19 protein-coding genes are annotated in these 26,838 nt (G+C 64.3%); 11 read left to right on the top strand and 8 right to left on the bottom strand.

What is annotated here, in order from left to right; translation table 11 throughout:
* Positions 1-11 precede the first annotated feature (11 nt).
* Together BJG93_RS24065 and BJG93_RS24060 are read right to left on the bottom strand one after the other, a co-directional pair.
* The gene (locus BJG93_RS24065) at positions 12-1,352 is read right to left on the bottom strand and encodes a type II toxin-antitoxin system HipA family toxin (RefSeq protein WP_027193855.1); all 1,341 of its coding nucleotides are present in this window, start codon (positions 1,350-1,352) and stop codon (positions 12-14) included.
* A 1-nt stretch (position 1,353) separates the two neighbouring features.
* Positions 1,354-1,608 (bottom strand): helix-turn-helix domain-containing protein, encoded by a 255-nt coding sequence (locus tag BJG93_RS24060; RefSeq protein ID WP_027193854.1) that lies wholly within the window; start codon positions 1,606-1,608, stop codon positions 1,354-1,356.
* Between the two features lie 161 nt (positions 1,609-1,769).
* Here BJG93_RS24060 and BJG93_RS24055 point away from each other — a divergent pair, with 161 nt between their 5' ends.
* The 5 genes from BJG93_RS24055 (at position 1,770) to BJG93_RS24035 (ending at position 7,822) form a co-directional block, all read left to right on the top strand.
* Entirely contained in the window at positions 1,770-3,110 is a 1,341-nt protein-coding gene (locus tag BJG93_RS24055) for an NAD(P)/FAD-dependent oxidoreductase (RefSeq protein ID WP_027193853.1), read from the top strand.
* A gap of 32 nt (positions 3,111-3,142) precedes the next feature.
* Positions 3,143-3,808, top strand: a complete 666-nt coding sequence (locus tag BJG93_RS24050; RefSeq protein WP_051374170.1) for a C39 family peptidase — start codon at positions 3,143-3,145, stop codon at positions 3,806-3,808.
* Between the two features lie 83 nt (positions 3,809-3,891).
* On the top strand, positions 3,892-4,824 hold the full coding sequence (gene lhpI / locus BJG93_RS24045) for a bifunctional Delta(1)-pyrroline-2-carboxylate/Delta(1)-piperideine-2-carboxylate reductase (protein WP_027193852.1): 933 nt from the start codon (positions 3,892-3,894) through the stop codon (positions 4,822-4,824).
* Positions 4,825-5,059: 235 nt separating this feature from the next.
* Positions 5,060-6,541: a glucose-6-phosphate dehydrogenase gene (gene zwf, locus BJG93_RS24040; protein ID WP_027193851.1), complete on the top strand. Its 1,482-nt coding sequence runs from the start codon at positions 5,060-5,062 to the stop codon at positions 6,539-6,541.
* Between the two features lie 135 nt (positions 6,542-6,676).
* A complete protein-coding gene (locus BJG93_RS24035; RefSeq protein WP_027193850.1) occupies positions 6,677-7,822 on the top strand; it encodes a nucleoside hydrolase in 1,146 nt (381 codons plus the stop codon).
* Between the two features lie 33 nt (positions 7,823-7,855).
* On the opposite strand, the gene BJG93_RS24030 is transcribed toward BJG93_RS24035, so the two are convergent.
* On the bottom strand, positions 7,856-8,812 hold the full coding sequence (locus tag BJG93_RS24030; protein ID WP_027193849.1) for a LysR family transcriptional regulator: 957 nt from the start codon (positions 8,810-8,812) through the stop codon (positions 7,856-7,858).
* Between the two features lie 745 nt (positions 8,813-9,557).
* On the bottom strand, positions 9,558-10,610 hold the full coding sequence (locus BJG93_RS24025; protein ID WP_027193848.1) for an NAD(P)-dependent alcohol dehydrogenase: 1,053 nt from the start codon (positions 10,608-10,610) through the stop codon (positions 9,558-9,560).
* Between the two features lie 334 nt (positions 10,611-10,944).
* On the opposite strand from BJG93_RS24025, the gene BJG93_RS24020 reads away from it, so the two are divergent.
* Positions 10,945-11,913: an AraC family transcriptional regulator gene (locus BJG93_RS24020; protein ID WP_027193847.1), complete on the top strand. Its 969-nt coding sequence runs from the start codon at positions 10,945-10,947 to the stop codon at positions 11,911-11,913.
* On the opposite strand, the gene BJG93_RS24015 is transcribed toward BJG93_RS24020, so the two are convergent.
* The 3 genes from BJG93_RS24015 to BJG93_RS24005 are packed head-to-tail and all read right to left on the bottom strand — an operon-like array spanning position 11,910 to position 14,046.
* The gene (locus BJG93_RS24015) at positions 11,910-12,716 is read right to left on the bottom strand and encodes a molybdopterin-dependent oxidoreductase (RefSeq protein ID WP_034476986.1); all 807 of its coding nucleotides are present in this window, start codon (positions 12,714-12,716) and stop codon (positions 11,910-11,912) included. The two genes, BJG93_RS24020 and BJG93_RS24015, sit on opposite strands and share 4 nt — an antisense overlap.
* Positions 12,713-13,363, bottom strand: a complete 651-nt coding sequence (locus BJG93_RS24010; protein ID WP_027193845.1) for a cytochrome b/b6 domain-containing protein — start codon at positions 13,361-13,363, stop codon at positions 12,713-12,715. Before BJG93_RS24010 ends, BJG93_RS24015 begins: the two co-directional genes overlap by 4 nt.
* A gap of 41 nt (positions 13,364-13,404) precedes the next feature.
* The gene (locus BJG93_RS24005; RefSeq protein ID WP_034476984.1) at positions 13,405-14,046 is read right to left on the bottom strand and encodes a hypothetical protein; all 642 of its coding nucleotides are present in this window, start codon (positions 14,044-14,046) and stop codon (positions 13,405-13,407) included.
* A gap of 229 nt (positions 14,047-14,275) precedes the next feature.
* Between BJG93_RS24005 and BJG93_RS24000 the strand changes: the two genes are divergently transcribed.
* The 3 genes from BJG93_RS24000 to BJG93_RS23990 all read left to right on the top strand — a co-directional run bounded on the left by BJG93_RS24000 (position 14,276) and on the right by BJG93_RS23990 (position 16,752).
* On the top strand, positions 14,276-14,947 hold the full coding sequence (locus tag BJG93_RS24000; protein WP_027193843.1) for a heavy metal response regulator transcription factor: 672 nt from the start codon (positions 14,276-14,278) through the stop codon (positions 14,945-14,947).
* Positions 14,944-16,344 (top strand): heavy metal sensor histidine kinase, encoded by a 1,401-nt coding sequence (locus tag BJG93_RS23995; protein WP_027193842.1) that lies wholly within the window; start codon positions 14,944-14,946, stop codon positions 16,342-16,344. The genes BJG93_RS24000 and BJG93_RS23995 overlap by 4 nt, the downstream gene beginning before the upstream one ends.
* A gap of 105 nt (positions 16,345-16,449) precedes the next feature.
* Positions 16,450-16,752, top strand: coding sequence for a putative quinol monooxygenase (locus BJG93_RS23990; RefSeq protein ID WP_027193841.1), 303 nt, complete (start codon positions 16,450-16,452; stop codon positions 16,750-16,752).
* 388 nt (positions 16,753-17,140) lie between these two features.
* On the opposite strand, the gene BJG93_RS23985 is transcribed toward BJG93_RS23990, so the two are convergent.
* Positions 17,141-17,323 carry a hypothetical protein gene (locus BJG93_RS23985; RefSeq protein WP_154671668.1) on the bottom strand — a complete coding sequence of 61 codons (183 nt, stop codon included), beginning with the start codon at positions 17,321-17,323 and terminating at the stop codon, positions 17,141-17,143.
* A gap of 252 nt (positions 17,324-17,575) precedes the next feature.
* Between BJG93_RS23985 and BJG93_RS23980 the strand changes: the two genes are divergently transcribed.
* A complete protein-coding gene (locus BJG93_RS23980) occupies positions 17,576-19,288 on the top strand; it encodes a ShlB/FhaC/HecB family hemolysin secretion/activation protein (RefSeq protein WP_231337511.1) in 1,713 nt (570 codons plus the stop codon).
* A 26-nt stretch (positions 19,289-19,314) separates the two neighbouring features.
* Entirely contained in the window at positions 19,315-26,682 is a 7,368-nt protein-coding gene (locus tag BJG93_RS23975) for a YDG domain-containing protein (protein ID WP_231337510.1), read from the top strand.
* The last annotated feature ends 156 nt before the right edge of the window (positions 26,683-26,838 follow it).

Below are 26,838 nucleotides of genomic sequence, written 5' to 3'. Positions count from 1 at the left end.
GCGCTCCGCCTTCAGCTTGCCGGCATCGTGTCGAGCCGGGCCGCCGAATTGTGAAGTCCTTTGAAAATCCGCTCGGCGACCTTGCCCGGAAAGCGCTCGGGCAACTCCGCCGAGACCCGCTCGATCACACCGGGCGTCTGTTCGATCAGGCGCTGGATCAGCGGCTCGGCGTCGGCGCCATATGAGCACTTCAACGCCATCGCGTTGAAGTGACGCCGCTGCACGTCGCGAAACGCATCGTGCTTGCTGCGCGACCACAGACCCATCGCAAGCCGCGCCTTGTACCAGGACCACTGGTTCGGGCCATTGCCTTCGACCGGCCAGATCGACATCACGTCGTAGAGCGGCGTCAGACGGTACTGGCCACCCGCGAGCAGGCGGATGCTGAAGTTCTTCGCGTGGCCGTCCGGCGCGGCCAGCATCCAGAACAGGATCTGGCTCGCGAGCAGGGTCTCGATGTCCTGCCGCGCGTCGACCGATTGCTGGAGAACCCGCGCAAGGTCGAGCACGCCGGGGCCGCCCTCGTTTTCGTACTTGCGATGCGACGGCACGCCGTACACCTGGCAGAAATCTTCCTGCGGCAGACGCAGCAGCCATGTGCCGCTCGAATGCATCTGCCGGTCGAAGCGTTCGACGGCGAGCACGCGCTGCTTGCCGAACCTGAGCACCTCGGCGTTCGCGACGGGCAGGCCGAACGCGCGCAGAATCCGCAGACACAGCCACTCGTTTTCGACCGAGGTGCTGAGATCGGCGAGCCGGTTGCCAACCAGCCCGAGCGGCAGCTTGAAGATGTGCGTGGTCGGCGTCGCGCCGAGCGGCCGCTGCCATCGCCCGTGGTGCCACAGCAGCGCGGTTTTCTCCTGCGCGCCGGCGAGCGAGATGCGGAAGCCGTCGGCCTCGTCGGGCGCGCCGAGCGGCGGTTTGCCGACCGTTTGCGCGAGCAGCGCCTCGATTTCGTCGTCGGACAGCGGCGTGCCTTCGATCCGCTGGACCCCGGCCGGCGCGTCGTCTTCGGCGAGCAGTTGGACCGCGCCGACGCAGTCGCGGCCGATTGCCTGCAGCAGGTCGAACGCTTCGAGCGTTTCGGTCCGGTAGCGCTGCGCGATGCGTTTGCGGATGACGTCGCTGTCAGGCAGCAGGTTGTCGAAGTAGTTCAGCACCCGCGGTCCTTTATGCGTCATGTTGCCGGGCGTGAACGGCAGCGACAGCGACAGCGGACGTCCCGCGGCCGACGCGATCCACGCGGCGTCGTAGGAAAATTCCATCGGGCCGCGGGCGGGCAGCCGCCAGAGCCCGACGCGCTCGCCGTTGGCCCACACCGACAAGGCCTTCGAAGCGGTTTGCCGGGCCATCTCACCACTCCACGTTCGGCGCCGGCAATGCGCCCGGCTGATTTTTGTCGCGCAACTGCAGTTGCAGGCCGTAGGCGCCGCACAAAGCCAGCAGCTGTGTGATCGTGAGCCCGCTCGCGTCGGTCTCGAGCGCGGAAATGCGGCTTTGGCTCACGCCGACGCGCGCGGCCGCCTCGATCTGCGTGAGGCCGGCCTGGCGGCGGCTGGCCGCCAGCAGCTGCGCGAGTTGGTCCGACGTGGCGATCAGGTGGAGCATGACGGATTATCTGTGGGGCGAATAAACGCAATTTATGCGTTACGCGAATATTTGTCAAATATTTGCATGACGGATAAATGCCGAGTATTCGTGCGACGCATAATTGCGGACAACGGCTCACGCTGCGAAGATGACGCCCACGTCTGCAACCCGCCCACCCAATGACCACGACCTATCCGCTGCACTCCACCTTCACTCGCGCCGATCAGTCATTCCCCGCCCGCGCCGACGTCGTGATCGCCGGTGCTGGCATCATGGGCTGCGCGGCCGCTTATTATCTGGCGCGACATGGCCTCTCGGTCGTGGTGCTCGACAAGTCGCGGATCGCCGGGCAGCAGTCGTCGCGCGCGTGGGGTTTCGTGCGTCAGCAGGGTCGCGAAGCCGCCGAGGTGCCGCTGATGATGGCGAGCATTCCAATGTGGAAAGAACTCGAGCGTCAGCTGAACTTCGATCTCGAATGGCGCCAGGGCGGCTGCCTGTATGTCGCCAGCCGCGATGAGGAGTGGACGTCCTTCCAGCAATGGATCGATGTCGCGCGTCAGTACGGCCTCGATACGCGTACGCTCGACCGTGGGCAGATCGACGCCGTCGTGACCGGTATGCAGGGTCCCGCGCTCGGCGGCCTGTACACGCCGAGCGATGGTCAGGCCGAGCCGCGCCGGGTCGCCGCCGCCTTCGCGGCACGCGCCGCCGAAGCCGGCGCGCTGTTTTTCGAGGGCTGCGGCGTGGTCGGCGTCGAACGCGCGGGCGGCGCGATCGCTGGCGTGGTCACCGAGCGCGGCACGATTCGTACCTCCCGCTTCGTCTGCGTGGCCGGTGCCAGTAGCTGGCGGCTGCTCAGGACGCTGGGCCTGGAACTCCCGCAACAGGCCGTGCGCGGCACCTGCATGCGCACCAATCCGCTGCCGCCGGTCACGGCGTCGACGTTCTGGGGCCACGGCCTCGGCATCCGGCAGCGCGCGAGCGGCGCGATCAATCTCGCCGACGACATGCAAGTCGACGTCGACATGACGCTCGGTCATGTCCGCGCCCTCAAATGGTTTCTGCCGGAACTCTGGACGCAGCGCGAGAAGTTCAGCTTCCATCTGAACGGCGCTTGTCTGCGGGATCTGCGTGAGCGTTTGCCGGGCGGCGTGCCCGACGCCGAACGCGTGCTACATCCGCGCGACCCGCATCCTCAGCCGAACGCGCGCCACGCGCCGCGCGCGCTGAAAAAGCTGCGCGCGCTGTTTCCGGCGTTGCGCGACGCACAGGTGGTCGAGTCGTGGGCCGGGCTCATCGACGTATTACCCGACGGCATTCCGGTGATCGATGCGCCGCCGCAGGTGCCCGGCCTGACCATCGCGACCGGCTTTTGCGGTCACGGTTTTGCGATGGGGCCGATCGTCGGCAAGCTGCTCGCTGAATTCAACGATGGCGGCGAACCGTCGCTCGATCTGTCGGCGTTCCGCTTGCAGCGTTTCTTCGACGGTACGATGAAGCGGCCGCGCAGCATGCTGTAACCGCGTGCAACCCAACACGACACATGCCACTGATGACCGAACCCGTTCTCCGCCACGCCGACGTTCCGTACTACACGCAATGGGGTAGCCCCGAGTGGGTGCGCGACATCGTCGAACAGCAGCGCGACCCGTGCGAAGACCCGCACTGGCAGCGCAGCGGTTTTGCCGACCCCGAGCGCTATCGCTTCTGGGCGCAACGGCTGTGCGGGCTGACCTGCCTCGAATCGGCGCTCGACTACTGGGGCATCGATCACGCGTCGCGCGCCGCGTTGCTCGACGACGCGCTGCGCCACGACGTGTACCGGCTGCGCGACGATGGCGGCGTCGACGGTCTGATCTACCGGCCGTTCGCCGACTGGGCGGGCGCCGCGTTCGGCCTGGAGATCGACGTGCTGCCGCAGGCTTCGCTCGAGGAGATCGCGGCGCGGCTCGACCCCGACACGCTCGCGATCGTGTCGGTGAGCCCCGAGATCCGCTATCCGGCGCGGCCGAACCGGCGGCGAGGAGGGCATCTGATTCTGCTTCACGGCCGGGATCGCGACGGCGTGTGGTTTCACAATCCATCGGGCGTCGCGCCGTATCAGGCCGACGTGTACCTGCCGTTCGCGACGATGTCGCGATTCTATGCGGGGCGGGGGATGACGGTCGGCAGCGGCAGGAACGGCGACAAAAGTCGCGGCAAAAACGGCGCGCAGTAGAACGGCACACGACTGGCCAATTTATTTGCGCTCGGTTACGGTGACGCGATGACCAACCGATCCGGCATTGGACCGTCCCTCTCATGACCCATCCGAGCACGCGAATCTTCGACGCCGCCGCCACCGCGCGGCTGATGCCTTACGCAGCGCTTGTCGACGCATTGAGGCGCGCCAGCATCGACTACGCGCAAGCGCGCATCGTGAGCCCCGAGCGGCTCGTGGTGCCGTTGAACGCCGGCGGCATCATGCTGTCGATGCCCGCCACCGCGCCCGATCTCGCAATCCACAAGCTCGTCAACGTGTGCGCGAGCAACGGCGCGCGCCATCTGCCGACGATCCACGGCCAGGTCATGGCCTTCGATGCCGATACCGGCGAGACGCTGTTCGTCCTCGACGGTCCGACCGTGACGGGCCGCCGCACCGCGGCGATGTCGATGCTCGGCATTGCGACGTTCGCCGGGCGCATGCCGCGCGAATTTCTGCTGATCGGCACCGGCACGCAGGCGCTCAATCATCTGGAGGCGATCGGCGAACTGTTTCCCGACGCGTGCGTATGGGTCAAGGGCAGCGCGCCCGCGCGCGCCGACGCATTCTGCGCGGCGCAGCGTGGCAAGGTGCGCGAGTTGCGGCCGCTCACACAAGCGGGCGCGACGATTCCCGCTTCGGTCGAGGTCGTGATCGCCTTGACCACGAGCACACAGCCGGTCTATGACGAGCCGGCGCATGCCGAGCGACTCGTGATCGGCGTCGGCGCGTTCACGCCACAGATGGTCGAGATCGGCGCGACGACGATCGCCGGCAGCGCGCTGTTCGTCGACGACGCGGCCGGCGCGAAGCACGAGGCCGGCGATTTCATCCAGGCCGGCGTCGACTGGGCGCGGGTGGGGGGGATCGCCGCGGTGCTGGATCAGACGCAGCGCGCACCGGCGGGCCCGGTGGTGTTCAAGAGCGTCGGCTGCGCGGCGTGGGATCTGGCCGCGTGCCGGGTCGCACACGACGCGCTGGCGCGGGGCTGACCGCCAGCGGCCCGGCCGGCAAAAATCGCGCAGGATATTCCCGCAAAAACAGCCGTTTGCCGCGCAAGGTGGCAACTTGCGCTAACCTGCGGCACATGTTGCCGTGCAAACTATCTCAAAACGTTGCACCATAGGCGTTTGCCGGAATAAGCGCCGTCGCGGACGTAAGCCCTAGCCCGTCCGCCGGCCGCCGATTCCTGATCGACGCCTTTTCCCTAGACGCTGCGACCGTGCCATGACGACCCAACAAGCTTCCGCCACACCCGACCTGCCGCTCGACATGATCATCTTCGGCGGCACCGGCGACCTGTCGTTCCGCAAGCTGCTGCCCGCGCTGTACATGGCGCATCTGCACGGCAACCTGCCGCCGGACAGCCGCATTCTGACGATTGGCCGCAAGCCCTGGTCGCGCGATGAATACATCAGCGAATTCATGGAGCAGAAGGCGAAGCCCTTCATCGAAAAGAAAGCGTTCGACGCGTCCGCCTGGGACAAATTCCTGGCGATTTTCGAGTACGTGCGGATGGACGTCGATGCGCCCGAGGACTACCTGCGCCTGAAGGAAGCGTCGCGCGACGGCGTGAACCGCGTGTTCTATCTGGCGACGTCGCCGGATCTGTTCACTCATATCTGCGATAACCTGGCGGCGGCCGGGCTCGTCGACGGCAATTCGCGCGTAGTGCTCGAAAAGCCGCTCGGCCATGACCTCGCGTCCGCGCAGGAGATCAACAACGCGGTCGGCAAGCATTTCGACGAAGCGCAGATCTACCGGATCGACCACTACCTCGGCAAGGAAACCGTGCAGAACCTGATGGTGCTGCGCTTCGGTAATCCGATTTTCGGGCCGCTGTGGCAGGCGCCTTACATCAAGAGCGTGCAGATCACGGTGGCCGAAACGGTCGGCGTGGGCAGCCGCGCCGGGTTCTACGACAAGACCGGCGCGCTGCGCGACATGGTGCAGAACCACCTGCTGCAACTGTTGTGCATCGTCGCGATGGAGCCGCCGGTGTCGCTCGATCCCGACGCGGTGCGCGACGAAAAACTGAAAGTGCTGCGCTCACTGCGGCCGATGACGCCCGAGGACATCGCGCGCGACACGGTGCGCGGCCAGTACACTGCGGGCGCCGTCGATGGCGAGGCGGTCAAGGGCTACCTCGAGGAAGACAACGTGCCGGCGGGCAGCCGCGCCGAAACCTTCGTCGCGTTGCGCGCGCGGATCAACAACTGGCGCTGGGCCAACGTGCCGTTCTTCCTGCGCACCGGCAAGCGGATGCAGAAGAAGCTGTCGGAGATCGTCATCGAATTCTCCGATCTGCCGTTCTCGATCATCCCGAGCGGTGGGCGCACGTACGGCAATCGTCTGGTGATCCAGTTGCAGCCGGAAGAGTCGATCCAGTTGCAGGTGCTCGCGAAAGAGCCGGGCAGCGGCATGCACATGCTGCCGGTGAGCCTGAACCTGGACCTGCAGCAGGCGTTCACCGAGCGTCGCGCGGAGGCCTATGAGCGTCTGCTGATCGACGTGATCCGCGGACGTCTGACGCACTTCATGCGCCGCGACGAACTCGAAGCGGCATGGGCGTGGGCCGAACCGATTCTCGACGGCTGGGCGAAGTCGGGCGAGCGGCCGCGCTCGTATTCGGCGGGCACGTTCGGGCCGGCGGCATCGACTGCGCTGATGACGCGGGAGAACGCCGTGTGGGCGGAGGAATCGCAGTAACGGGGTGTGAGACAGCGCGCTATTCGAGGCGGCTCGTGACGTTGCAGTGGCGTCGCGAGCCGCTTTTGCTTTCGCTGTCGTTTGCGCGTTGATTGTCAGTCAGCGTCACCCACCGACATTCCAAAGGAGGCATCGATGAGGCGAATTCTCCTGGCATTGATCTGGGCGGCAAGCGTGGCAACCACACTCAATTTCGCAGCTTGCGGCAGCAGCCGTCTCGATGCCCGGAGCGATCCGCCGAAGGTGATCATCGACAGCGACTACAACACGCTCGGCGACGACGGCCAGCTCGGCGTGATGGCCGCGCAATTGCAGGCGCAGGGTTCGCTGAAAGTGCTCGGCATTACCGTGGTGTCTGGCAATCAGTGGCTCAAGCAGGGTGTTGCCGATGCGCTGAAATCGGTCGAGCGGCTCGGCGTCGAACAACAGATCGGCGTGTATGCGGGCGCCAATTACGCGCTGTCGCACGACTTCGCGACGATCCAGCAGGAACTGAAGGCATTCCCCGGCGGTGATGGTTATATCGGCGCATGGAGCAAGCCGGAGCCAAAATCGGCGAGCGACCTCGTCGCGCCGCCGGACGGTTTCGCGACGCATACGAACATGCAGAGCCAGAGCGCGATCGACTTCATCGTCGAATCGGTCAAGCGCTATCCGGGCGAAGTGACGATCCTTGCGATCGGCCCGCTGACCAACATCGCGCTGGCCACGCGCGAGCATCCGGAGATCGTGCCGCTGATCAAGCAGATCATCTACATGGGCGGCGCGATCGACGTGCCGGGCAATACCACGCCCACCGCCGAGTTCAACTGGTGGTTCGATCCCGAAGCGGCGAAAACGGTCCTGCGTCTGCCGATCAAACAGACGGTGATTCCGCTCGACGTGACGGATACCGTGAAAATGGACAAGGCGCTGTACGACCGCGTCGCGCACGATCCGGCGAAGCAGACCATCATCACGCAACTGTTCAAGACGCTGAACGGCTATGGTTTCGACGGCAAGAACGGCTTCGAGACCAATTCGAACTACACGACGAACATCTGGGACACGCTGACGCTCGCGTATCTGATGCATCCGTCGTTCGCGACCGAGACCGTCGAGGAGTGGGTGAATGTGGACACGAGCTTCGGCGCCAACGATGGCAAGGCAAGGGGCTACACGAGTTCGCCGCCGCCGGGTTTGCAGAAGATGACCGTCGTCAAACGATTTGATAATCCGGCGTTTTTTGATTTCTACGTCGATCTGTTGACGCGGCCGGTACCGGTGCGGTTGCCGGACTAGTGAACGCGCGAGCGCCGTGCGCCCGCATCCGCTTCACGCGGGATGCAGGCCGCGCAGCAACTGACGCACGCGCGACATATCCTGCTCGACGTGCCCGGCCTTCTCGAACAGCTCCGCCAGCCAATCGACGAACGCGCGCACGCGCGGCGAGACGCGGCGGTTCTTCACATACGCGACCGAGACCGGCATCGGTACTGGTTTCCATTGCGGCAGCACTTCACACAGCAAGCCCGAATCGAGGTAGGGCTGCGCGGCGATGCGGGCAGGCTGGATCATGCCAAGTCCTTGCAGTCCGCAGGTCAGGTACGCCTGTTCGTCGCTGACCTGCACGAAGCCGTTGAGCTTGACCTTGCGCGCTTCGCCATCCACTTCGAAATCGAAGTCGCATTCGCGGCCGCTATGCGGCGACACGCAGTTGACCGCGACGTGCGCGCGAAGCCCGTCGAGATCGACGGGTGTGCCGTGGCGGGCCAGATAGACTGGACTCGCGCAGGTCACTTGATCGAGTGTGCCGAGTTGCCGCGCGACGAGATTGGAATCGGGCAATTCACCGAGCTGGATGCTGCAGTCGATTGCTTCCGAGACCATATCGACGGTGCGGTTGCTGACGCCGATTGCGAGATCGAGATTCGGATAACGGGCGTGGAAGTCGTCCAGCGACGGAAGCACGATTGCGCTGGCGACCGCGCTTGGCATTTCGATGCGTAGGCGGCCGGTCAGATTGTCGGTCGAATTCCGGATGCTGGCTTCCATTTCGTCGATGTCGGCCAGGATTTGCGCACAGCGTTCGTAGTAGGCGGCGCCTTCTGGCGTGATGCTCAGGCGGCGCGTCGTGCGGACCAGGAGCGCTGTGCCTAGCAGGGCTTCCAGGTTCTGGACGATCGTGGTCGCCGTTGCACGCGGGATGTTCAATGACTCCGCTGCGCGGGTGAAGCTGTTGGTGTCCACGATTCGGATGAATGTGCGCATTGCAGTTATTCTGTCGATCACTGGTTTGCTCCAAATGGGTTTCTTTTTTTTGCCTGTGGCTTTTTTGTCTTTGTTCTTTTTCGGTGTTGGCCTTTCCTTGTTGTCTTGTCGGTCTATTAGCGTTGCCCCTGTGCGGGGCGGCACCTACTTTCTTTGCTGCTGCAAAGAAAGTAGGCAAAGAAGACAGCTTTAAACCGCCAGCTCATAAGCGGGTCCCCTGGCTGGGAGGGGGTAGTGGTGCATCTGGAATCCGTGCTCCCGCACATTCCACGGCAGTGACAAAGCCGTCATCCCTCCCGCTGCGCACTGCGTGCGTCGCGGACGGGCATGCAGGGGAAACCCGCTGGTGCTTTTTATGTTGGTGGGGGCCATCGGCCACACCTTGGCGATGCGCCGAAAGACCGATGGTTTTTGTCCGGGGCGTCGGCGCGCGCAGCGCCGCCGGAGGTATGACTGCCTTGTCGCTAACGCCGAATGTGCGAGACCACAGATTCCAGATGCACCACTACGTGATGCAGACCGAGGGACCCGCTTAAGAATTTGCGGTGTAAAGCTGTCTTCTTTGCCTACTTTCTTTGCAGCAGCAAAGAAAGTAGGTGCCGCCCCGCACAGGGGCAACGCTAATAGACCGACAACAAATCAAGGAAAGGCCAACCCCCTAAGAACACAGAAAAAAAGCAAGGGCAAAAAAAACACAAACAACAAACAGAACCCGCGCCGCAGGCGCAAAAAAACGCCACCCGCCGCGCGGCGAAAAAAAGCACCATTACTTCCGCAACGAATCCATATCAACCACAAACCGATACTTCACATCGCTCCTGAGCATGCGCTCATAAGCCTCATTGATGTTCTGCATCGGAATCATTTCGATATCAGAAGTAATGCCATGCTCACCGCAGAAATCGAGCATCTCCTGCGTCTCGGCAATCCCCCCAATAAGAGAGCCCGCCAGCCGGCGTCGCTTAAAGATCAGGTTGAACACCTGCGGCGACGGATGATCGTGCTCCGGCGCGCCGACCAACGTCATCGTCGCATCCCGCTTGAGCAGATTCAAAAACGGATTCAGATCATGCTGCGCAGCCACCGTATTCAGAATGAAATCGAAGCTATTCACATGCGCTTCCATCTCCTGCGGATTCTTCGACACGACCACTTCATGCGCCCCAAGCCGCTTCGCATCCTCGATCTTCGACGGCGACGTCGTGAACAGCACGACGTGCGCGCCCATCGCCCGCGCCAGCTTCACGCCCATATGGCCGAGACCGCCGAGGCCGACAATGCCGACCTTCTTGCCCGGACCCGCGCCCCACGTGCGCAGCGGCGAATACGTGGTGATGCCCGCGCACAGCAACGGTGCGACACCCGCGGGGTCGAGATTCTGCGGCACGCGCAGCGTGAAAGCCTCATCGACGACCAGTTGCGTCGAATAGCCGCCGTACGTGACCTGCCCGTCGACGCGATCGACACCGTTATACGTGCCCACCCAACCGTTTTCGCAATACTGCTCGAGACCTTCCGCGCAACTCGCACAAGTGCGACAAGAATCGACCAGACAGCCCACCGCGACGAGTTCGCCGACCTTGTACTTCGTCACGTTCGGACCGACCGCGGTCACGCGGCCCACGATCTCGTGGCCCGGCACCACCGGGTAAATCGTGTTCTTCCATTCGTTGCGCGCCTGATGCAGGTCGGAGTGGCATACGCCGCAGTACAGCACTTCCATCTGCACATCATGGGCGCGCGGCGCACGGCGCTGGATTTCGAACGGGGCGAGCGGCGTGGTGGCGTCGGTCGCTGCATAGGCATACGTCGTGGTCATGGGTAGCTCCAGCAAAAAGGGTGATGGCGCAACCTGCGACGCGCCGGCGATCCGCAACACGAGGTTGCGAATGCGGCGGGCCGCAGCATGAACCGGGATCGGGGCGCAAGCGCCGTGGCCGCCGTTGGCAAGCTGCGGCTCATGGCGGTCGATGACCGTGCACGCTGCGCGCGGCGAAAAGGCGATCCGGCAGGGTTCCCATGTTAGGAGCCCAGCACCGCTGGGGGAATACCTGATCGTCTTGAAGGTTTGCCTAAAACTCCGGAGGGGCAGCGCGGTAGGCTGTTTGATGCTAAATTTCAAGCACTATTCTCTTGACCGTCACCCTATCGTCATGTCCACCCAAGCTGTCGGTTCCGCTACGGACCACCCCGCGCAACGCCGCGTGCTGGAACTGTTCAATCTCCTCGCGCCGCATGCCGGCATGACGCGCTCGAGCCTCGAAGGCGTCAGCTTCCTGCGCGCGAATCGTCCGATGCCGCGTATGCCAGTCATGTACGAGCCGAGCATCGTGATCGTCTGTCAGGGACGCAAGCGTGGCTATCTTGGCGATCAGGTGTTCCAGTACGACGCGCAGCAGTATCTGGTGCTGTCGGTGCCGCTGCCGTTCGAATGCGAGACCGAGGCGAGCGAACAGGAGCCGTTTCTCGGCATCTCCGTGCGCGTCGATCTGACGATGGTCGCCGAGCTGCTGATGGCACTCAACGAAACTCAGGCCATCGGGCAGCACGAACCGGCTGGCATCTACTCGACGCCGCTCGATTCCGCACTGAGCAGCGCTGTGCAGCGTCTGATGGAAGCGCTCGCGTCGCCGCTCGACGCGCAAATCCTTGCACCCGGCATCGTGCGAGAAATCTGTTATCGCGTGCTGACCGGCGAGCAGGGCGGCGCGATTCGCGCGGCGCTCACGCACCAGAATCACTTCGGCCGCATCGCGAAGGCGCTGCGGCGCATTCATGGCGACTACCACGCGTCGCTCGACGTCGATACGCTCGCGGCCGAAGCCGGCATGAGCCTCGCGGTGTTTCATGCGCAGTTCAAGGCGGTCACCGCGACCTCGCCGATGCAGTACGTGAAGACCACGCGCCTGCATCACGCGCGTCTGTTGATGGTGCAGGATGGCTTGAATGCGGGTGCGGCTGCCGCGCGGGTCGGGTACGAGAGCGCGTCGCAGTTTAGCCGCGAGTTCAAGCGGCTGTTCGGCCTGAGTCCCGTCGACGAGGTCAAGCGCATGCGCATCGCTCACGATGCGCCGCCGCCACGCGTACCCAAGCCGGTGCCGCGTTACGTCACCGCGGTCTAAAGCCCGCTGAACCAGTTGTAGCCCTGATCTTCCCAGTAGCCGCCCGGATTCGTGTTCGTCACGAAGATCGCGGCAATATGCTTCGGGTTCTTGAAGCCGAGCTTGGTCGGTACGCGCAGCTTCAGCGGATACCCGTATTTGGCCGGCAGCGGCGCGTTGCGGAAATCGAGCGTCAATTGCGTTTGCGGATGCAGCGCGGTCGCCATGTCGAGGCTCGAGTAGTAGCGGTCCGCGCATTTGAAGCCTACGTAGCGCGCGCTCAGATCGGCGCCGATCCGTTCGAGGAACGTGCGAAACGGCACGCCGCTCCATTGTCCGATCGCGCTCCATCCTTCGATGCACACGTGACGCGTGATCTGCGAGACCTGTGGCAACGCGCGCAACTGTTCGAGGCTCCAGCTGCGTTTGTCCGCGACGAGCCCGGATACCTCGAGCCGATAGGCCGAACCGTCGACGTCGGGCGCATCGAACTCGGCATAGAACGAGTTGAACGGAAATGGATCGGTGATATCGCGCGCCGAATAGGTCGGCGCGAGCTTGTTACGATCGAACAGCCACGCCTGCACGCGATCGTTCCAGCGCGACATCGCCCATAGCACCTTGTCGACGGAATCGTTGTCCTGCAGGTTGCAGCCGGACAGCATCGCGAGCGCGCCGATCGATAGCGACGAGCGCAGGAATAAACGGCGTTGCAACTGTTCGATCCGCGGCCGGTGCTCCGCCAGCACGATGCGGGAGCGGCCCGCGTCTTCTGCACTGATGGGCGTATCGTGCGCCGTATCGTTTGATTGCGGGGCGCTCATGCGCGAGTCCTCTCGGATGCTTGATCGATGCGAGGCGCGCTCGGCCGCGCGCGTCCGGTGAACATCGGTGGCAACGTGCGCGGCACCAGCAGCACCAGCAGCAGATGCACGACGAGGAAGCCGACCACGCCGGCCATCGCGACGAAGTGCACGCGCCGGGCGAAATCGAAGCCGCCGAACAGCGCGCTCAGCCAGCAGAATTGCACCGGCTTCCAGATCGACAGTCCCGACGCCACCAGCAGCACGCCGAGCAGCAACACCAACAGATACAGCGCGCGCTGCACGGCGTTGTATCGGCCCGGCTGATGCGGCAGCCTGAAGCGCAACGCGAGCGCCGCATCGCGCGCCACGTCGCCGGGACGCACCGGCAGCAGCTTGCGATGCAAATGGCCGCTCGCCACGCCATACGCCAGATACAGCAGAGCGTTCGCGCACAGCAGCCACATCGCCGCGAAGTGCCATGCGATCGAGCCGCCGAGCCACCCGCCGAGCGTCGCCCATGCGGGAAACCGGAACGGAAAGATCGGCGACGCGTTATAGATCGCCCAGCCGCTCATCACCATGCAGACCATCGCGAACGCGTTGGTCCAATGCGTCAAGCGAACGACGAGAGGATGAACGATCAGAGATGCTTGCGATTGTGGCATTGGCTTGAAAGGCGAGGTGCGGAAGAAAGAACGGCGCGGCTTCACATCGGCGGTGTCACCCCGTGTTCGCCGGCCGAAATGAAATTCGCCGCCATCGAGCCGTCCGCCTCCTTGTGCGCAAACAGCACGACCTTCGTGCCGGGCGTGAGCAACGCGCGGCTACCCGGCTCCAGGCTGACGATCGGCACGTCCTGCGGAATCACGATCTTCTTCTCGCCATCCTTGTACTTCACCGTCATCGTGCGGCCGTTGCTGACCACCAGCGAGCCGACCGTGCCGTTCGTCATCGTGCTGTTCGCACCGAGATCCCACGGCCGATGACCTTCGCCCGAGCCGCGCATACTCGCCGGGAACACATGCACTTCGAGCGCCTTCAGCGTGCCGTCGGGCTGCGCAATCGCGGCGGTGCCGACGTAGCTGTCCGGCTTGATGTCACTGACGTTGGCGAGCGTGACGCCGCGAATCGGCGTGTCGGCGGCGAGCTTCACGTCGACGTCCTCGCCGCCGCGCGTGTGGACTTTGAGCAGATCGCCCGACAGCGACGTCACCGTGCCGCGCACGCCGGTCGGCGTCGCGTTCTGGGCCGAAGCGACGGGCATCGTCGCGAACAGCGCGGCGGCGAGGGCGGGGACGGCGAGGGCGCGCAGCGTTCGTGCGCGGGCTATCTTCATGCGGGTCTTCATGAGGCAACTCCAGGAAGGGATGCAGCGTGGTGAACGGTGCGCTCAGAGTAGGCTTGGCGTTGGCTCTTCAGCGTGACCGCAGCATGACAAAAACGTCATCAACGGCCTATGGCCGCGACGTAGAATGGCCGACGGGCGTGCCGCATGTTTTTCCAGGCGCTTTCATCAGGCGTTTTTTGCACGCGTGAGAGGCCTTCGGGTCCAGTCGCGCGCAGGAGCAGCGAGCATCATGAGCATCCTCGTCATCGAAGACGATCCGAAGACCGGCGATTATCTGAAGAAGGGCCTGCGCGAGAACGGCTACGCGGTCGACCTCGCGCGCACCGGCACGGACGGCCTGCATCTGGCGCTCGAGCACGACTACGAACTCGTGGTGCTCGACGTGATGCTGCCCGGCATCGACGGCTGGGAGATCATCCGGGCGTTGCGCGCGCGACGCGATCTGCGGGTGATTTTTCTGACCGCGCGCGATCAGGTCAGCGACCGCATTCGGGGTCTCGAACTCGGCGCCGACGATTATCTGGTCAAGCCGTTTTCGTTCGCCGAGCTGGTGCTGCGCATTCGTACGTTGCTGCGCCGTGGCGTGATCCGCGAGAGCGACGTGTTCGAAATCGCCGACCTCAAGCTCGACGTGCTGCGCCGCCGCGTCACACGCGAGGGCGTCGACATTGCGCTGACCAACAAGGAATTCATGCTGCTGCATCTGCTGGTGCGCCGCGAGGGCGAAGCGCTGTCGCGGTCGCAGATCGCATCGGAAGTGTGGGACATGAACTTCGATAGCGACACCAACGTGGTCGACGTGGCGATCAAGCGTCTGCGCGCGAAGCTCGATCACCCGTTCGAGAAGAAGCTGATCCACACCGTGCGCAGCATCGGCTACACGTTCGGCGACGGTGTATGAAGCTGTGGACCGAACGCTCGCTGATTGCGCGCACCACCTTGCTGTTTGCGCTGATTGCCTGCGCGGTGATCGGCTCGCTCGGCGCGTATTTCTATCATTCCGCCGAGGTCTCGCTGCAACGCCGCGCCGACGTCGTGCTGAGCGGGCGCGTCGAGCATTTCAGCCGCATCGTGCACGACCTCTATTCGGTTAGCGAATTAAAAAAGCGCCCGCTGCTGTTCGAGACGATGCTCGGCGCGGAAGAGGACGTGCTGCTGTTTCGCCGCCCGGGCGAAGCGCCGTTCGTCGACGTGAATCCGGGCAGGCTCGCGGTGCCTGAGTTGCCGGCCGGCCCGGCGGACGATCCGCCGCGCGCGGCCGACATCCGCCAGACGCGTCTGCCCGGCGGCGTGCCGGTGCATTGGGCGATCGCGACCGCGACAGCGCGCGAGGATGGCGCCCAGGTCGAAGTGATCGCCGGCCATCCGATGACGCATGAAATGCGCATGCTGGCCGAGTACCGCAACCGCATCCTGCTGGCGACGCTGACCGGCATGCTGGCCGCGACGCTGCTCGCTTACTGCGTGCTGCGCCGCGCGCTGCGACCGGTGCGCGAGATCGCCAGCCGCGCCGCGCAGATCAGCCCGACGAATCTGGCGGTGCGGCTCGACGACGAGGCGGCGCCCGTGGAACTGCGTCAACTCACCCACGCGTTCAATGCGATGCTCGATCGTCTCGCCGACGGCTATCAACGCCTGCAGCAGTTTTCCGCCGATCTCGCGCACGAGATTCGCACGCCGGTCGGCGCGCTGCTCGGCCAGACCCAGGTGGCGCTCGCGCAGCCGCGCGAAGCCGACGAATATCAGCAACTGCTCGAATCGAATCTCGAGGAATTGAACCGCCTGAGCCATATCGCGGAGAACATCCTGTTTCTCGCGCATGCGGATCATGCGGCGTTGTCGATCGAGCGGCAGCCGGTCGATCTGCATGGCGAGCTTGTCAGAATCGCCGACTATTTCGAAGGCCTGGCCGACGAACGCGGAATGCGTTTCGACGTCGACGCGGCGGGCATGGTATCGGCCAATCCGATGCTGTGCCGCCGCGCAATCAACAATCTGGTCGTCAACGCCGTGCGTTACGGCGCGGGCGACACGATCGTGCGCCTGCGCGGCGCGCAGGACCAGGCGGGCGCGCTTGTGACGGTGGAAAACGACGGCGAGCCGATCCCCGCCGCGCAGCTGGACCGGCTGTTCGACCGCTTCTATCGCGGCGACGCGGCGCGCAGCGCATTCACCGAATCGAATGGACTCGGGCTTGCGATCGTGAAGGCGATCATGCATCTGCATGGCGGCAGCGCACGCGTGGTGTGTCCGCTGCCGGGCGTCGTGCGTTTCGAGCTGCGCTTTCCGGCTGCGTGACTTGCCCCGCGCATCAAGTTCGGCGCCGCTAAGGCCGAGGCCGCCTATACTTTTCGAAACGCCTTAAAAGGACCGCTCGCTGCCGCACTCACAAGGAGTCGCATCATGGTCACGCTCGCTTTGTATGTCCGTCTGGAAGCCAAGCCCGGCAAGGAAAAGGAAGTCGAGGCGTTTCTGCTCGGCGGCCTTCCGCTCGTGGAGCAGGAACCGGGCACCGCCGCGTGGTTCGGTCTGAAGCTCGGTCCGTCGACGTACGGCATTTTCGACGCGTTCGACGACGAAGCCGGCCGCGACGCGCATCTGAACGGCAAGGTCGCTGCCGCGTTGATGGAGAAGGCGGGCGAGCTGTTCGCATCGCCACCGGCCATCGTCAAGCTGGACGTGCTGGCGGCCAAGCTGCCGGGCTGAACGCTGCGCGCTGCGCCGGCGCGTGGCGCCGCCCGTTGCGTTTCGGCGTGCGCGTTTCCTCGTCCATCAGCAGGTCGCGCCGCCCCGCAACGGCGAGGCCGTTGTCTGCTCTGCACATTTACCTAACCGGCGTCATTCAACGAAAGTACGCATCTTCCTGCAATTCATCGAAGCCCAGGACCATGCCGTGCTCTTCCGCCATTCGCAATCGGATTACGGAGAAACGTAAAACAGGTAATTTTTTCCGCGCAAACGTTTTACGTAATTCCCATAAAGCGACACTGGTTTCCATAAATAGTGGGATTCGCGCGACAATTGTTAAATTATGTCAGATATAGCCCGTGACGGCATGTTTAAGGCCGTAACAATTGAAAACTTATTGTCACTTCTAAAGAAATTGACCATAATTGCCGTAATCAAAACTATTCATTTCTAAATGGCCGCCAATACCAAATAGCGTTCGTTGAACGACAAGATTGGGTTGTTGCAAAACGGGGAATTCTTCTTCTTTGGTCAATTCGATTAATCGAATATGACCGCCGTATTTCAATACTTTTCCAATTGCTGTCACACAGTCGCCTGCTATTGCACGCGGCTGCGTGGATGCTCGCCCTCGCGTGACGCGACGCCTGCCATTGACCGGCTCACTGGGGTCCTGGGATTGCGCTCGCCGGAATCGGCTCGGGGTGGCCGCGGCCTCCGCCCGAGTCCGCTTCGGTAGTTCATGCGGTATGCACTTTACGTTACAAGCAAGGTACATCAGTTCATGCATAAACCTCACACCTGGTGCCGGATTAAAGCCGTCTCTCCGTGCAGCATCGCCTTGGTCGGAATTCTTGCCTCGTCGCATGCCCATGCACAAGCGCTCCCGAGCGCGGGTAGCCTGCTCAATCAACAGCAACAACTTGCGCAACCGCCGAAGCCGCAATCCACCACCCCGGCTGAACTCGGCCTGCCTGCCCAACCCGAGGCCGGCTTGCACGCGCAGGCCCCCGAGTTGAGCGTCCAGTTGCGCTCCATCAAGTTCAACGGCGATACCGATCTGGCGGCCAAAGAAGACTTGTCCGCATTGACGCAGCCCATGGTGGGGAAGACGCTCGGACATGCGGGCCTGCAGCAGCTGGCGGACACGCTCACCGAATATCTGCGCGGACGCGGCTACGTGCTGGCCCGCGCGTACCTGCCGCCGCAGGATCTGACCGAAGGCAATCTCATCGTTACGCTGGTCGCGGGGCGTCTGCAGTCGGGCGATCAGCGCATCAGCATCGCCGGCCGAACGCGCAGCAGCCACGAACGGCTGGCGTCGATTGCCGAAGCAGCGCTGCCGCAAGGCGTTCCGCTGAAAAAGGAAGACCTCGAGCGCGCGCTCCTGCTGATCAATGACCAGCCGGGCATCACTGCGCATGCGTCACTCGCCAAAGGCGACGAGCCCGGCACCAGCAAGTTGCTGGTGAACGCAACGCAAGGGCCTGTCGTGAGCGGTCAGCTATCCGTCGACAACTATGGCAATCGCAGCACCGGTACCGTGCGCGGCAATGCCATCCTGTCGCTCGCCGATCCGTTGCGCATTGGCGACCAGCTGACGCTGGGGCTCAGCAAGACCAGCGGTAGCGAGGTCGCTAATCTGGGCTACAGCGTGCCGCTCACTGCAAGTGGCTTGCATCTGCTGATGGGCGGCTCATATCTGCACTACAGGGTGAATCAGGACACCTACAGTGCGCTCGATCTGTCGGGTGACGCCGTGGTCGGATCGGTCGGCCTCGACTATCCGCTGATTCGCAGCCGAACGCAGAACCTCAATGCGACCGCGTTGTACGAGCACAAACAGCTCAGGGACAACGGACTCGGCACCAACCTGAGCAAACGCAAACTGGACGACGCCACCTTGGCGCTCGCAGGCAACCGTTTCGATGGACTCGGTGCGGGCGGGGTGGTGGAGGGGCGTGTCGCGTTGACCGTGGGACACGCGAATCTGTCAGGCAATGCAGAAGATGCGGCGGCAGACGCCATGAGCGCACGCGCCGCCGGCAACTACGCGAAGCTGGTGCTGAACCTGTCGCGTCTGCAGACGCTCGACAAGGACTGGAGCCTTTACGCCGGTGTGGCCGCGCAGCTTGCCAACCAGAACCTGGACAGCTCCGAGAAATTCCTGCTGGGCGGACCGACCGGCGTGCGCGGCTATCCGGTGGGCGAGGCAGCCGGCGACGAAGGCTGGCTGAGCACGCTCGAACTGCGCCGCTACATCGATGTGGGACTTCCTGCCGTCAAGGTGCAGGCGCTGGCGTTCTTCGACGCAGGTCAGATCTCTCTGCATCACCGGCCTTGGGCGGGTTCGACGCCCAATGCAGACAACACCAACAGCTATTGGCTCACCTCCGCGGGGCTTGGCGTGAACGCGTGGAGCGGCCGCTGGAACGTACACGGGGCCGTCGCTCGCACGATCGGCCGCAATCCGGGCAGCAGCCCGACTGGTGCAAACGCCGACGGGCTCGCCACTGACTGGCGCGCGTGGATACAGGTTGGTATGGCGTTCTAACGAATCATAAAAGATAGGACTTCCACATGAAACGCGCATCACTCAATCACGTATATCGCCTCGTCTGGAGCGCATCGTCGGACGCCTGGGTGGCCGTAGCCGAGAACGCATCAGCGCGCGGCAAGGGCAGCCGGGCCAGCCGGCAACTCACGGCCGCCTTGCTGGCCGTGGCCGTCGGCTCGGCCGCCAGCGCAGCCTGGGCTGGCGGACCGCTGCCAAGCGGCGGCGCCATTACCGCTGGCAGCGGCAACATTGCCCAGGCGGGCACGCAAATGGTCGTCACCCAGACCAGCGGTCGGATGGTCACGAACTGGCGCAGCTTTGACGTCGGCAGCAATGCCAGCGTCCAGTTCGTGCAGCCGGGCCGGGATAGCGTCGCGCTGAACCGCGTCGTGGGCGGCGGCGGCCCCAGCCAGATCCTCGGCAAATTGAGCGGGAACGGCCAGGTGTGGCTGGTCAATCCGGGCGGCGTGATGATCGGCAAAGGCGCGCAGATCAATGTGGGCGGGCTCGTCGCGTCGTCGCTCAATATCAGCGACGATGATTTCCTCGCCGGCAAAGCACGTTTCACCGGCGGCGCGACAGGCGGGGCCGTGATCAACCAGGGCAACATCACGGCCTCAGGCGGCGTGGTGGCGCTGATCGGGCCGCAGGTCAGCAGCAGCGGCACGATCAGCACGCCGAACGGCAGCGTGGCGATGGCAGCGGGCGATGCGGTCAGCCTCGATTTCGACGGCGATGGGCTCGTTAGCGTCAACGTCGACCGTGGGGTGCTGAACGCGCTCGTGCGTAACGACGGCAAGATCTCTGCCGATGGCGGTAGCGTGGTGCTCAGCGCCCGGGCGGCAGATGCAGCCGTCAGCAGTGTCGTCAACAACACCGGCGTCATCGAGGCGAAGAGTCTCGAGTCGCGCAATGGCCGCATCGTGCTCGACAACGACACCGCGAACGGTACGACCGCCGTTTCCGGAACGCTCGATGTCTCGTCCGCGAGCGGGTCCGGTGGCAACATCGTCGTTGCGGGGACCGACATCGCCGTCAACGGCGCGACGCTTAACGCGAGCGGAGCGACCGGCGGCGGCACCGTGAAGGTCGGCGGCGGTCTCAAAGGCGAAGACGCCAGCGTTGGCAACGCTCACTCGGTCACCACGGGCGGGGACGTGAACGTCTACGCCGACGCCACCAACACCGGCAATGGCGGAACGGTCACGTTCTGGTCGGATGGCAACAACGATTTCGCCGGCAACATTTTCATCCGCGGCGGCGCCAACGGCGGGGACGGCGGCCTCGCGGAAGTATCGGGCAAGGGCGGGCTGCATTACACCGGGCTCACCAACGCACTTGCTCCGAAGGGCATTACGGGCGACCTGCTGCTCGATCCGACGACCATCGAAATCTATGGCGGCGATGATCCCGGCACCGGCGCAACCAGCGGCTGGGACAGCTCCAGCAGCACCGGCGACATGAAGATCTACGAAGGCACGCTTGAAAAGCAGACCGCGAATGTCGCGCTGCTCGCGTCGGGCGACATCACGTTCGAAGATCTGAACAAGAACGGCGCGGGCAGCACGATCGCCTCCACTACCACGCACGCGGCACCGACCAACGACGGCCTGACGAAGGCCTACGTCACGGGCGACGGCATGATCACGATGCAGCCGGGCGTGAGCGTTTATGTCGAGTCGGTTTCGTCGACGAAGAGTTCGATCCAGTTCTTGAACAGCAGCAACACGCTGGCTGTATCCGGCAACGCCTTCATCTACATTGAGGGGGGCGGGTCTGGGACAGGCACGATCGGGCAACCGCTGAACAGCAACGGCCAGCTTGTCACCGGTAACTATGGCGTGTTCAATCTTGTAGTGGGCAGCGACACCGACCTGACGAATCCGTCGTACAACCTTGGCCCGGCCAACATGCCCGCGCATGTCGGCACGAACTATCAGCTCGGCACGGCCTACACCACGCTTGCCGATCATCCCGCGCCCGGCAGCATCACGCTACTAGGCGCCGATGGCCTCGCGGTCAACGGCGATCTCACCACGCACGGCGGTTACATCCGGGTGTCTGGTGACTCGGATAGCGGCGGCGTCGGGAACGTGATCCTGAGCCATAACGTGACCACCAACAACGGTAACCTGTATCTGGGTTTCGGTTATACGGACGACACGTCGTACGCGCTCCTGTCCGGCGTCACCAATCTGGGCAGTGGGCAGTTGTACACGGGGCTCGACATTGCCAAGGCCAAAGGATTTACCGGCAGCAGCGTCAACAACACCTATAACCAGTACGTGATGGGCTGGTCCGGTCTGGGGGGCAAAAGCGGTGGCGTTATCCTCGGCGGCCAGCTCATCGTGTCGCAGTCCAATCTCGATCTGACCGGCTATACGATTCAGGGTGGCGCCGACATCCAGAACACGACCGGATCGGTCAGCCTCGGCAATGTCACGATGACAACGACGGACAAGGCGACGGGGCACGCCACCACGTCGTCCGTCGTGGGCTTGCAGGGCTCGCAGATCACGCTCGACTCGAGCGCGGTCATCAATGGCCTGAACAGCGTCGATCTGCAGATCAAGTCCCAGAACGCGAGCGACAACCTGTTTCTCAACAACACCCAAGGCGTGATGGTTGGCGATGGCACCGTCAAGCGGGATGGGACGGTCACCGGTCAGACCGGGCGTAGCAGCTTCATCAGCGAGGCCGATCTCGCGAAGCTGCAAGCCGATGGCGTGCGCAGTCTCATCATCGGCCGCGCCGATGGCACCGGTACGACGGAAGTGGAATCGTCCACCAACAGCGCGGGCGCTGCGGTCACGCCAGGCTTCACGTTCACTGTGCCCGGCGAACTCGGTCTCATCAACGGCAACATTGTCGTGAACGGCCCGCTGAGCAACAGTAGCGGCTCGGTGGTGCTGCAGGCCGTGAACGCACGCGACGGCATCGACCAGGCGGGCACGCTGCCCTCAGCCGGCCATGCCTGGACGCCGGGAGTGGCGAACAACGACAACATCACCGGCAACGTGACGATCACGGGCAATGGCACCGTGGCCGCTGGCAGCGACATCATTGCATCGTCGGCCAATGGCAATTTCGTCAATGACCGCGGTTCCGACGCGTTCTCGGCAGGCGGGCGCTGGCTCACCTATTCGACGTCGCCGGACATGGATGTGACCGGTGGGCTGACCTACGACTTCAAGGTCTACAACGCAGCCTATCTGGATGCCGACGGCGCCTTCGCACAGGCCGATGGTACGTACAGCTATGCGAACGGCACCCAGTCCGATACACACCCCGATACCCGGCTGATCGACGGCACGCACACGCTCAGCCAGCTGCTGACCCTGTCGGGCGGCTCCGGCGCCACGGCTTTCGACAACTCGACGGTCAACGGCAAGGTCTACAAAATCTCGCCGACGGTGGAAGCGACCTTCGTTGGCGCGGTCACGAAGACCTACGATGGCACGACCGGGCTAACCAACACAACGGTCACGTATCAGGACGGCACCACGGGCTCGGCGTTGACCGTCAATGGCAACGTCAAACTCGTGAGCAACGGCATCGACGGCGACAACGTGCAGGTGGCGGTCAGCCAGGCGGGCCTGACGTCCGCCCAGTTCAGCGACAAGAATGCGAATCCCGATGGCTCGGTGAGCGTCGGTGCCGGCACGGTCACGGTCGCCAATGGCAAGACGGTGAGCGCCACAGGCGTGACGATCGGCACAGCGACCAACGGCGGCGACAGCAATTCTGCCGATGACGACGTGGCGGGCCATCAGATCCGGGCGTACGGCTACAACCTGAGCGGCGGCACCGGCGGCGTCGGTGCGACGGGCGGTGCGATACAGGGTGATATCGGTGTGATCAACCAGGCGACGGTGACCGTCAGCGCCACCGCCAGCAACAAGGTCTACGACGGCACGAAGGCAGCCACGTTGAGCAACCCGCAAGTGGTGACAGGCGTGCTCGCCGGCGATGCCGGCAAGGTCGCAGTCACCGGCACGACGGGTGTTTTCAGCGACAGGAACGCCGCCAGCGGCAAGTCGGTCTATGGCACGGGCCTCACGCTGACCGGCGCTGAAGCGGGCAACTATGCGATTGACTACGGCAGCGCGGTCGCGACGGCCGGCATTACCGCGAAGTCAGTCACCGCCACGGCCACCGTTGGCGACAAGGTGTACGACGGCACGACCACGGCTCAGCTTGGCAACGTGACACTCGCTGGTCTGGTGGGCAGCGATACGGTGTCGGCGGCGGGCAGCACCGGCAGTTTCGACACGAAGAATGTCGGCACCGGCAAGTCGGTCGATGGCTCGGGGCTGTCGCTCGCGGGCACCGATGCAGGCAACTACGTGCTTGACACGTCCGCCCAGGTGGCGACTGCGGCCATCACGCCGAAGTCGGTCACGGCCACGGCGACCGCCGGCGACAAGGTGTACGACGGCACGACCACGGCTCAGCTTGGCAACGTGACGCTCGCTGGGCTGGTAGGCAGCGATACGGTGTCGGCGGCGGGCAGCACCGGCAGTTTCGACACGAAGAATGTCGGCACCGGCAAGTCGGTCGATGGCTCGGGGCTGTCGCTCGCGGGCACCGATGCAGGCAACTACGTGCTCGACACGTCGGCGCAGGTGGCGACTGCGGCCATCACGCCGAAGTCGGTCACGGCCACGGCGACCGCCGGCGACAAGGTGTACGACGGCACGACCACGGCTCAGCTTGGCAACGTGACGCTCGCTGGGCTGGTAGGCAGCGATACGGTGTCGGCGGCGGGCAGCACCGGCAGTTTCGACACGAAGAATGTCGGCACCGGCAAGTCGGTCGATGGCTCGGGGCTGTCGCTCGCGGGCACCGATGCAGGCAACTACGTGCTCGACACGTCGGCGCAGGTGGCGACTGCGGCCATCACGCCGAAGTCGGTCACGGCCACGGCGACCGCCGGCGACAAGGTGTACGACGGCACGACCACGGCTCAGCTTGGCAACGTGACACTCGCTGGGCTGGTGGGCAGCGATACGGTGTCGGCGGCGGGCAGCACCGGCAGTTTCGACACGAAGAATGTCGGCACCGGCAAGTCGGTCGATGGCTCGGGGCTGTCGCTCGCGGGCACCGATGCAGGCAACTACGTGCTCGACACGTCGGCGCAGGTGGCGACTGCCGCCATCACGCCGAAGTCGGTCACCGCCACGGCGACCGCCGGCGACAAGGTGTACGACGGCACGACCACGGCTCAGCTTGGCAACGTGACACTCGCTGGGCTGGTGGGCAGCGATACGGTGTCGGCGGCGGGCAGCACCGGCAGTTTCGACACGAAGAATGTCGGCACCGGCAAGTCGGTCGATGGCTCGGGGCTGTCGCTCGCGGGCACCGATGCAGGCAACTACGTGCTCGACACGTCGGCCAAGGTGGCGACCGCGGCCATCACGCCGAAGTCGATTACCGCCACGGCGACCGCCGGCGACAAGGTGTACGACGGCACGACCACGGCTCAGCTAGGCAACGTGACACTCGCTGGGCTGGTGGGCAGCGATACGGTGTCGGCGGCGGGCAGCACCGGCAGTTTCGACACGAAGAATGTCGGCACCGGCAAGTCGGTCGATGGCTCGGGGCTGTCGCTCGCGGGCACCGATGCACGCAACTACGTGCTCGACACGTCCGCGCAGGTGGCGACTGCGGCCATCACGCCGAAGTCGGTCACGGCCACGGCGACCGCCGGCGACAAGGTGTACGACGGCACGACCACGGCTCAGCTTGGCAACGTGACACTCGCTGGGCTGGTGGGCAGCGATACGGTGTCGGCGGCGGGCAGCACCGGCAGTTTCGACACGAAGAATGTCGGCACCGGCAAGTCGGTCGATGGCTCGGGGCTGTCGCTCGCGGGCACCGATGCAGGCAACTACGTGCTTGACACGTCCGCCCAGGTGGCGACTGCGGCCATCACGCCGAAGTCGGTCACGGCCACGGCGACCGCCGGCGACAAGGTGTACGACGGCACGACCACGGCTCAGCTTGGCAACGTGACGCTCGCTGGGCTGGTAGGCAGCGATACGGTGTCGGCGGCGGGCAGCACCGGCAGTTTCGACACGAAGAATGTCGGCACCGGCAAGTCGGTCGATGGCTCGGGGCTGTCGCTCGCGGGCACCGATGCAGGCAACTACGTGCTCGACACGTCGGCGCAGGTGGCGACTGCGGCCATCACGCCGAAGTCGGTCACGGCCACGGCGACCGCCGGCGACAAGACGTACGACGGCACCACCGCAGAGCACCTGACCGACGTGAAGCCGACCGCAGGCGACGTAGTGTCCGGCGATGACCTTCGCGTCGCCGGCAATACCGGAACGTTCGCCGACAAAAACGCCGGCGCCCAAAAGGCAGTCTTCGGCGCGGGGCTTTCGCTGACAGGTGCCGATGCGGGCAACTATGTGCTCGACGGCAGCAGCGCGGTCGCCACGGCTAGCATCGCGCCGAAGTCGATCGCGGCAACTGCCACCGTCGCTGGGAAGACTTTCGACGGCAATACGAATGCGCAGTTGAGCGACGTGGTACTGAACGCCGGCGACATCGTCGCGGGTGACGATATCCACGTGAACGGTGGGCGTGGAAGCTTCGCCGACCAGAACGTCGGTAGGAGCAAGTCGGTCTCTGGATCGGGGTTGTCGCTCGCGGGCACCGATGCAGGCAACTACGTGCTCGACACTCATGCGGAAGTCGGCAAGGCGGACATCGTCGCCAATTACTCACCCGTCGCGGCGGTCGCGCCGGTTCAGGGAGTGAACGGCACGGCAAAGTCCGACCAGAATGCGAGCGGCAGCGGCAGCAACACAGCAGGCAACGGCATCGCGACGCGCGACGGAGCGCCGCAGTCGATCGCTGGGCTCTATGATGCACCGCGGCCCGGCAGTGCTCCGCAGGGGGCGAACGATGCCAACGCCGTCACGACAGTGCTCGATACGTCCATCGTGAGAGCCAATGGCTGGACCAGTTTGGCCCTAGGCGACGAGAAGGAACAGCCCGCGACGCACAATACGTTGGTCCTGTACCGCGCGGAAGCTGCCCATAAGCTCGATAACAAGGGGACTTTCGAAGTCGTCGACCAAGGCAACGACATCGCACTGGAAGGCGTCGCCAATCTGGCGTTCAAGACACCCGATCTCGCCGGGCAGGGGAGCGATTGGGTTCATGGCGTGGTCGCACGTGCCGATGGCGAACTGATCGAGATGCATGTGCGTCTGCTCAACGATGGCACGCTGGTCGTGAATCTGCCGTCCAATATCGCGCACCAACGCGACGAGGACGCAGCCAGCTACGGCTTGGCGGTCGCCAAGAAACAGCTTGGTGTGCACGTCCAGGCCATCAAGGCTGTGGTGCTGGAGGCGTCCAACAGCCAGCAAGGCTGACGACAGCAGGTAGCGCTGCGGCAGTCGAGCCGGTTCCGCTGCGATGCGGGGCCGGCCGGCGGTTGCTGCGGTGGCATCGCTTGCATTCAACGATGAAATGAAAGCGCGAATTGATCGCCTTGGTGCAACGAGCCCGTGCGTCGACAGACGCGCGGA

The sequence above is a fragment of the Paraburkholderia sprentiae WSM5005 genome (assembly GCF_001865575.2).
GTDB lineage: Bacteria > Pseudomonadota > Gammaproteobacteria > Burkholderiales > Burkholderiaceae > Paraburkholderia > Paraburkholderia sprentiae.
Note: the sequence above shows the minus strand (reverse complement) of the source record. Positions and strands in the feature narration are given on the sequence as shown.

What these genes read in the sequence shown, in the direction of transcription:
- BJG93_RS24035 (WP_027193850.1), top strand. Translation starts at nt 6,677, where the DNA reads ATGAGGCGAATTCTCCTGGCATTGATCTGGGCGGCAAGCGTGGCAACC.
- zwf (WP_027193851.1), top strand. Translation starts at nt 5,060, where the DNA reads ATGACGACCCAACAAGCTTCCGCCACACCCGACCTGCCGCTCGACATG.
- BJG93_RS24025 (WP_027193848.1), bottom strand. Translation starts at nt 10,610, where the DNA reads ATGACCACGACGTATGCCTATGCAGCGACCGACGCCACCACGCCGCTC.
- BJG93_RS24050 (WP_051374170.1), top strand. Translation starts at nt 3,143, where the DNA reads ATGACCGAACCCGTTCTCCGCCACGCCGACGTTCCGTACTACACGCAA.
- BJG93_RS24020 (WP_027193847.1), top strand. Translation starts at nt 10,945, where the DNA reads ATGTCCACCCAAGCTGTCGGTTCCGCTACGGACCACCCCGCGCAACGC.
- lhpI (WP_027193852.1), top strand. Translation starts at nt 3,892, where the DNA reads ATGACCCATCCGAGCACGCGAATCTTCGACGCCGCCGCCACCGCGCGG.
- BJG93_RS23975 (WP_231337510.1), top strand. Translation starts at nt 19,315, where the DNA reads ATGAAACGCGCATCACTCAATCACGTATATCGCCTCGTCTGGAGCGCA.
- BJG93_RS24060 (WP_027193854.1), bottom strand. Translation starts at nt 1,608, where the DNA reads ATGCTCCACCTGATCGCCACGTCGGACCAACTCGCGCAGCTGCTGGCG.
- BJG93_RS23995 (WP_027193842.1), top strand. Translation starts at nt 14,944, where the DNA reads ATGAAGCTGTGGACCGAACGCTCGCTGATTGCGCGCACCACCTTGCTG.
- BJG93_RS24000 (WP_027193843.1), top strand. Translation starts at nt 14,276, where the DNA reads ATGAGCATCCTCGTCATCGAAGACGATCCGAAGACCGGCGATTATCTG.
- BJG93_RS24010 (WP_027193845.1), bottom strand. Translation starts at nt 13,363, where the DNA reads ATGCCACAATCGCAAGCATCTCTGATCGTTCATCCTCTCGTCGTTCGC.
- BJG93_RS24065 (WP_027193855.1), bottom strand. Translation starts at nt 1,352, where the DNA reads ATGGCCCGGCAAACCGCTTCGAAGGCCTTGTCGGTGTGGGCCAACGGC.
- BJG93_RS24055 (WP_027193853.1), top strand. Translation starts at nt 1,770, where the DNA reads ATGACCACGACCTATCCGCTGCACTCCACCTTCACTCGCGCCGATCAG.
- BJG93_RS24005 (WP_034476984.1), bottom strand. Translation starts at nt 14,046, where the DNA reads ATGAAGACCCGCATGAAGATAGCCCGCGCACGAACGCTGCGCGCCCTC.
- BJG93_RS24015 (WP_034476986.1), bottom strand. Translation starts at nt 12,716, where the DNA reads ATGAGCGCCCCGCAATCAAACGATACGGCGCACGATACGCCCATCAGT.
- BJG93_RS23990 (WP_027193841.1), top strand. Translation starts at nt 16,450, where the DNA reads ATGGTCACGCTCGCTTTGTATGTCCGTCTGGAAGCCAAGCCCGGCAAG.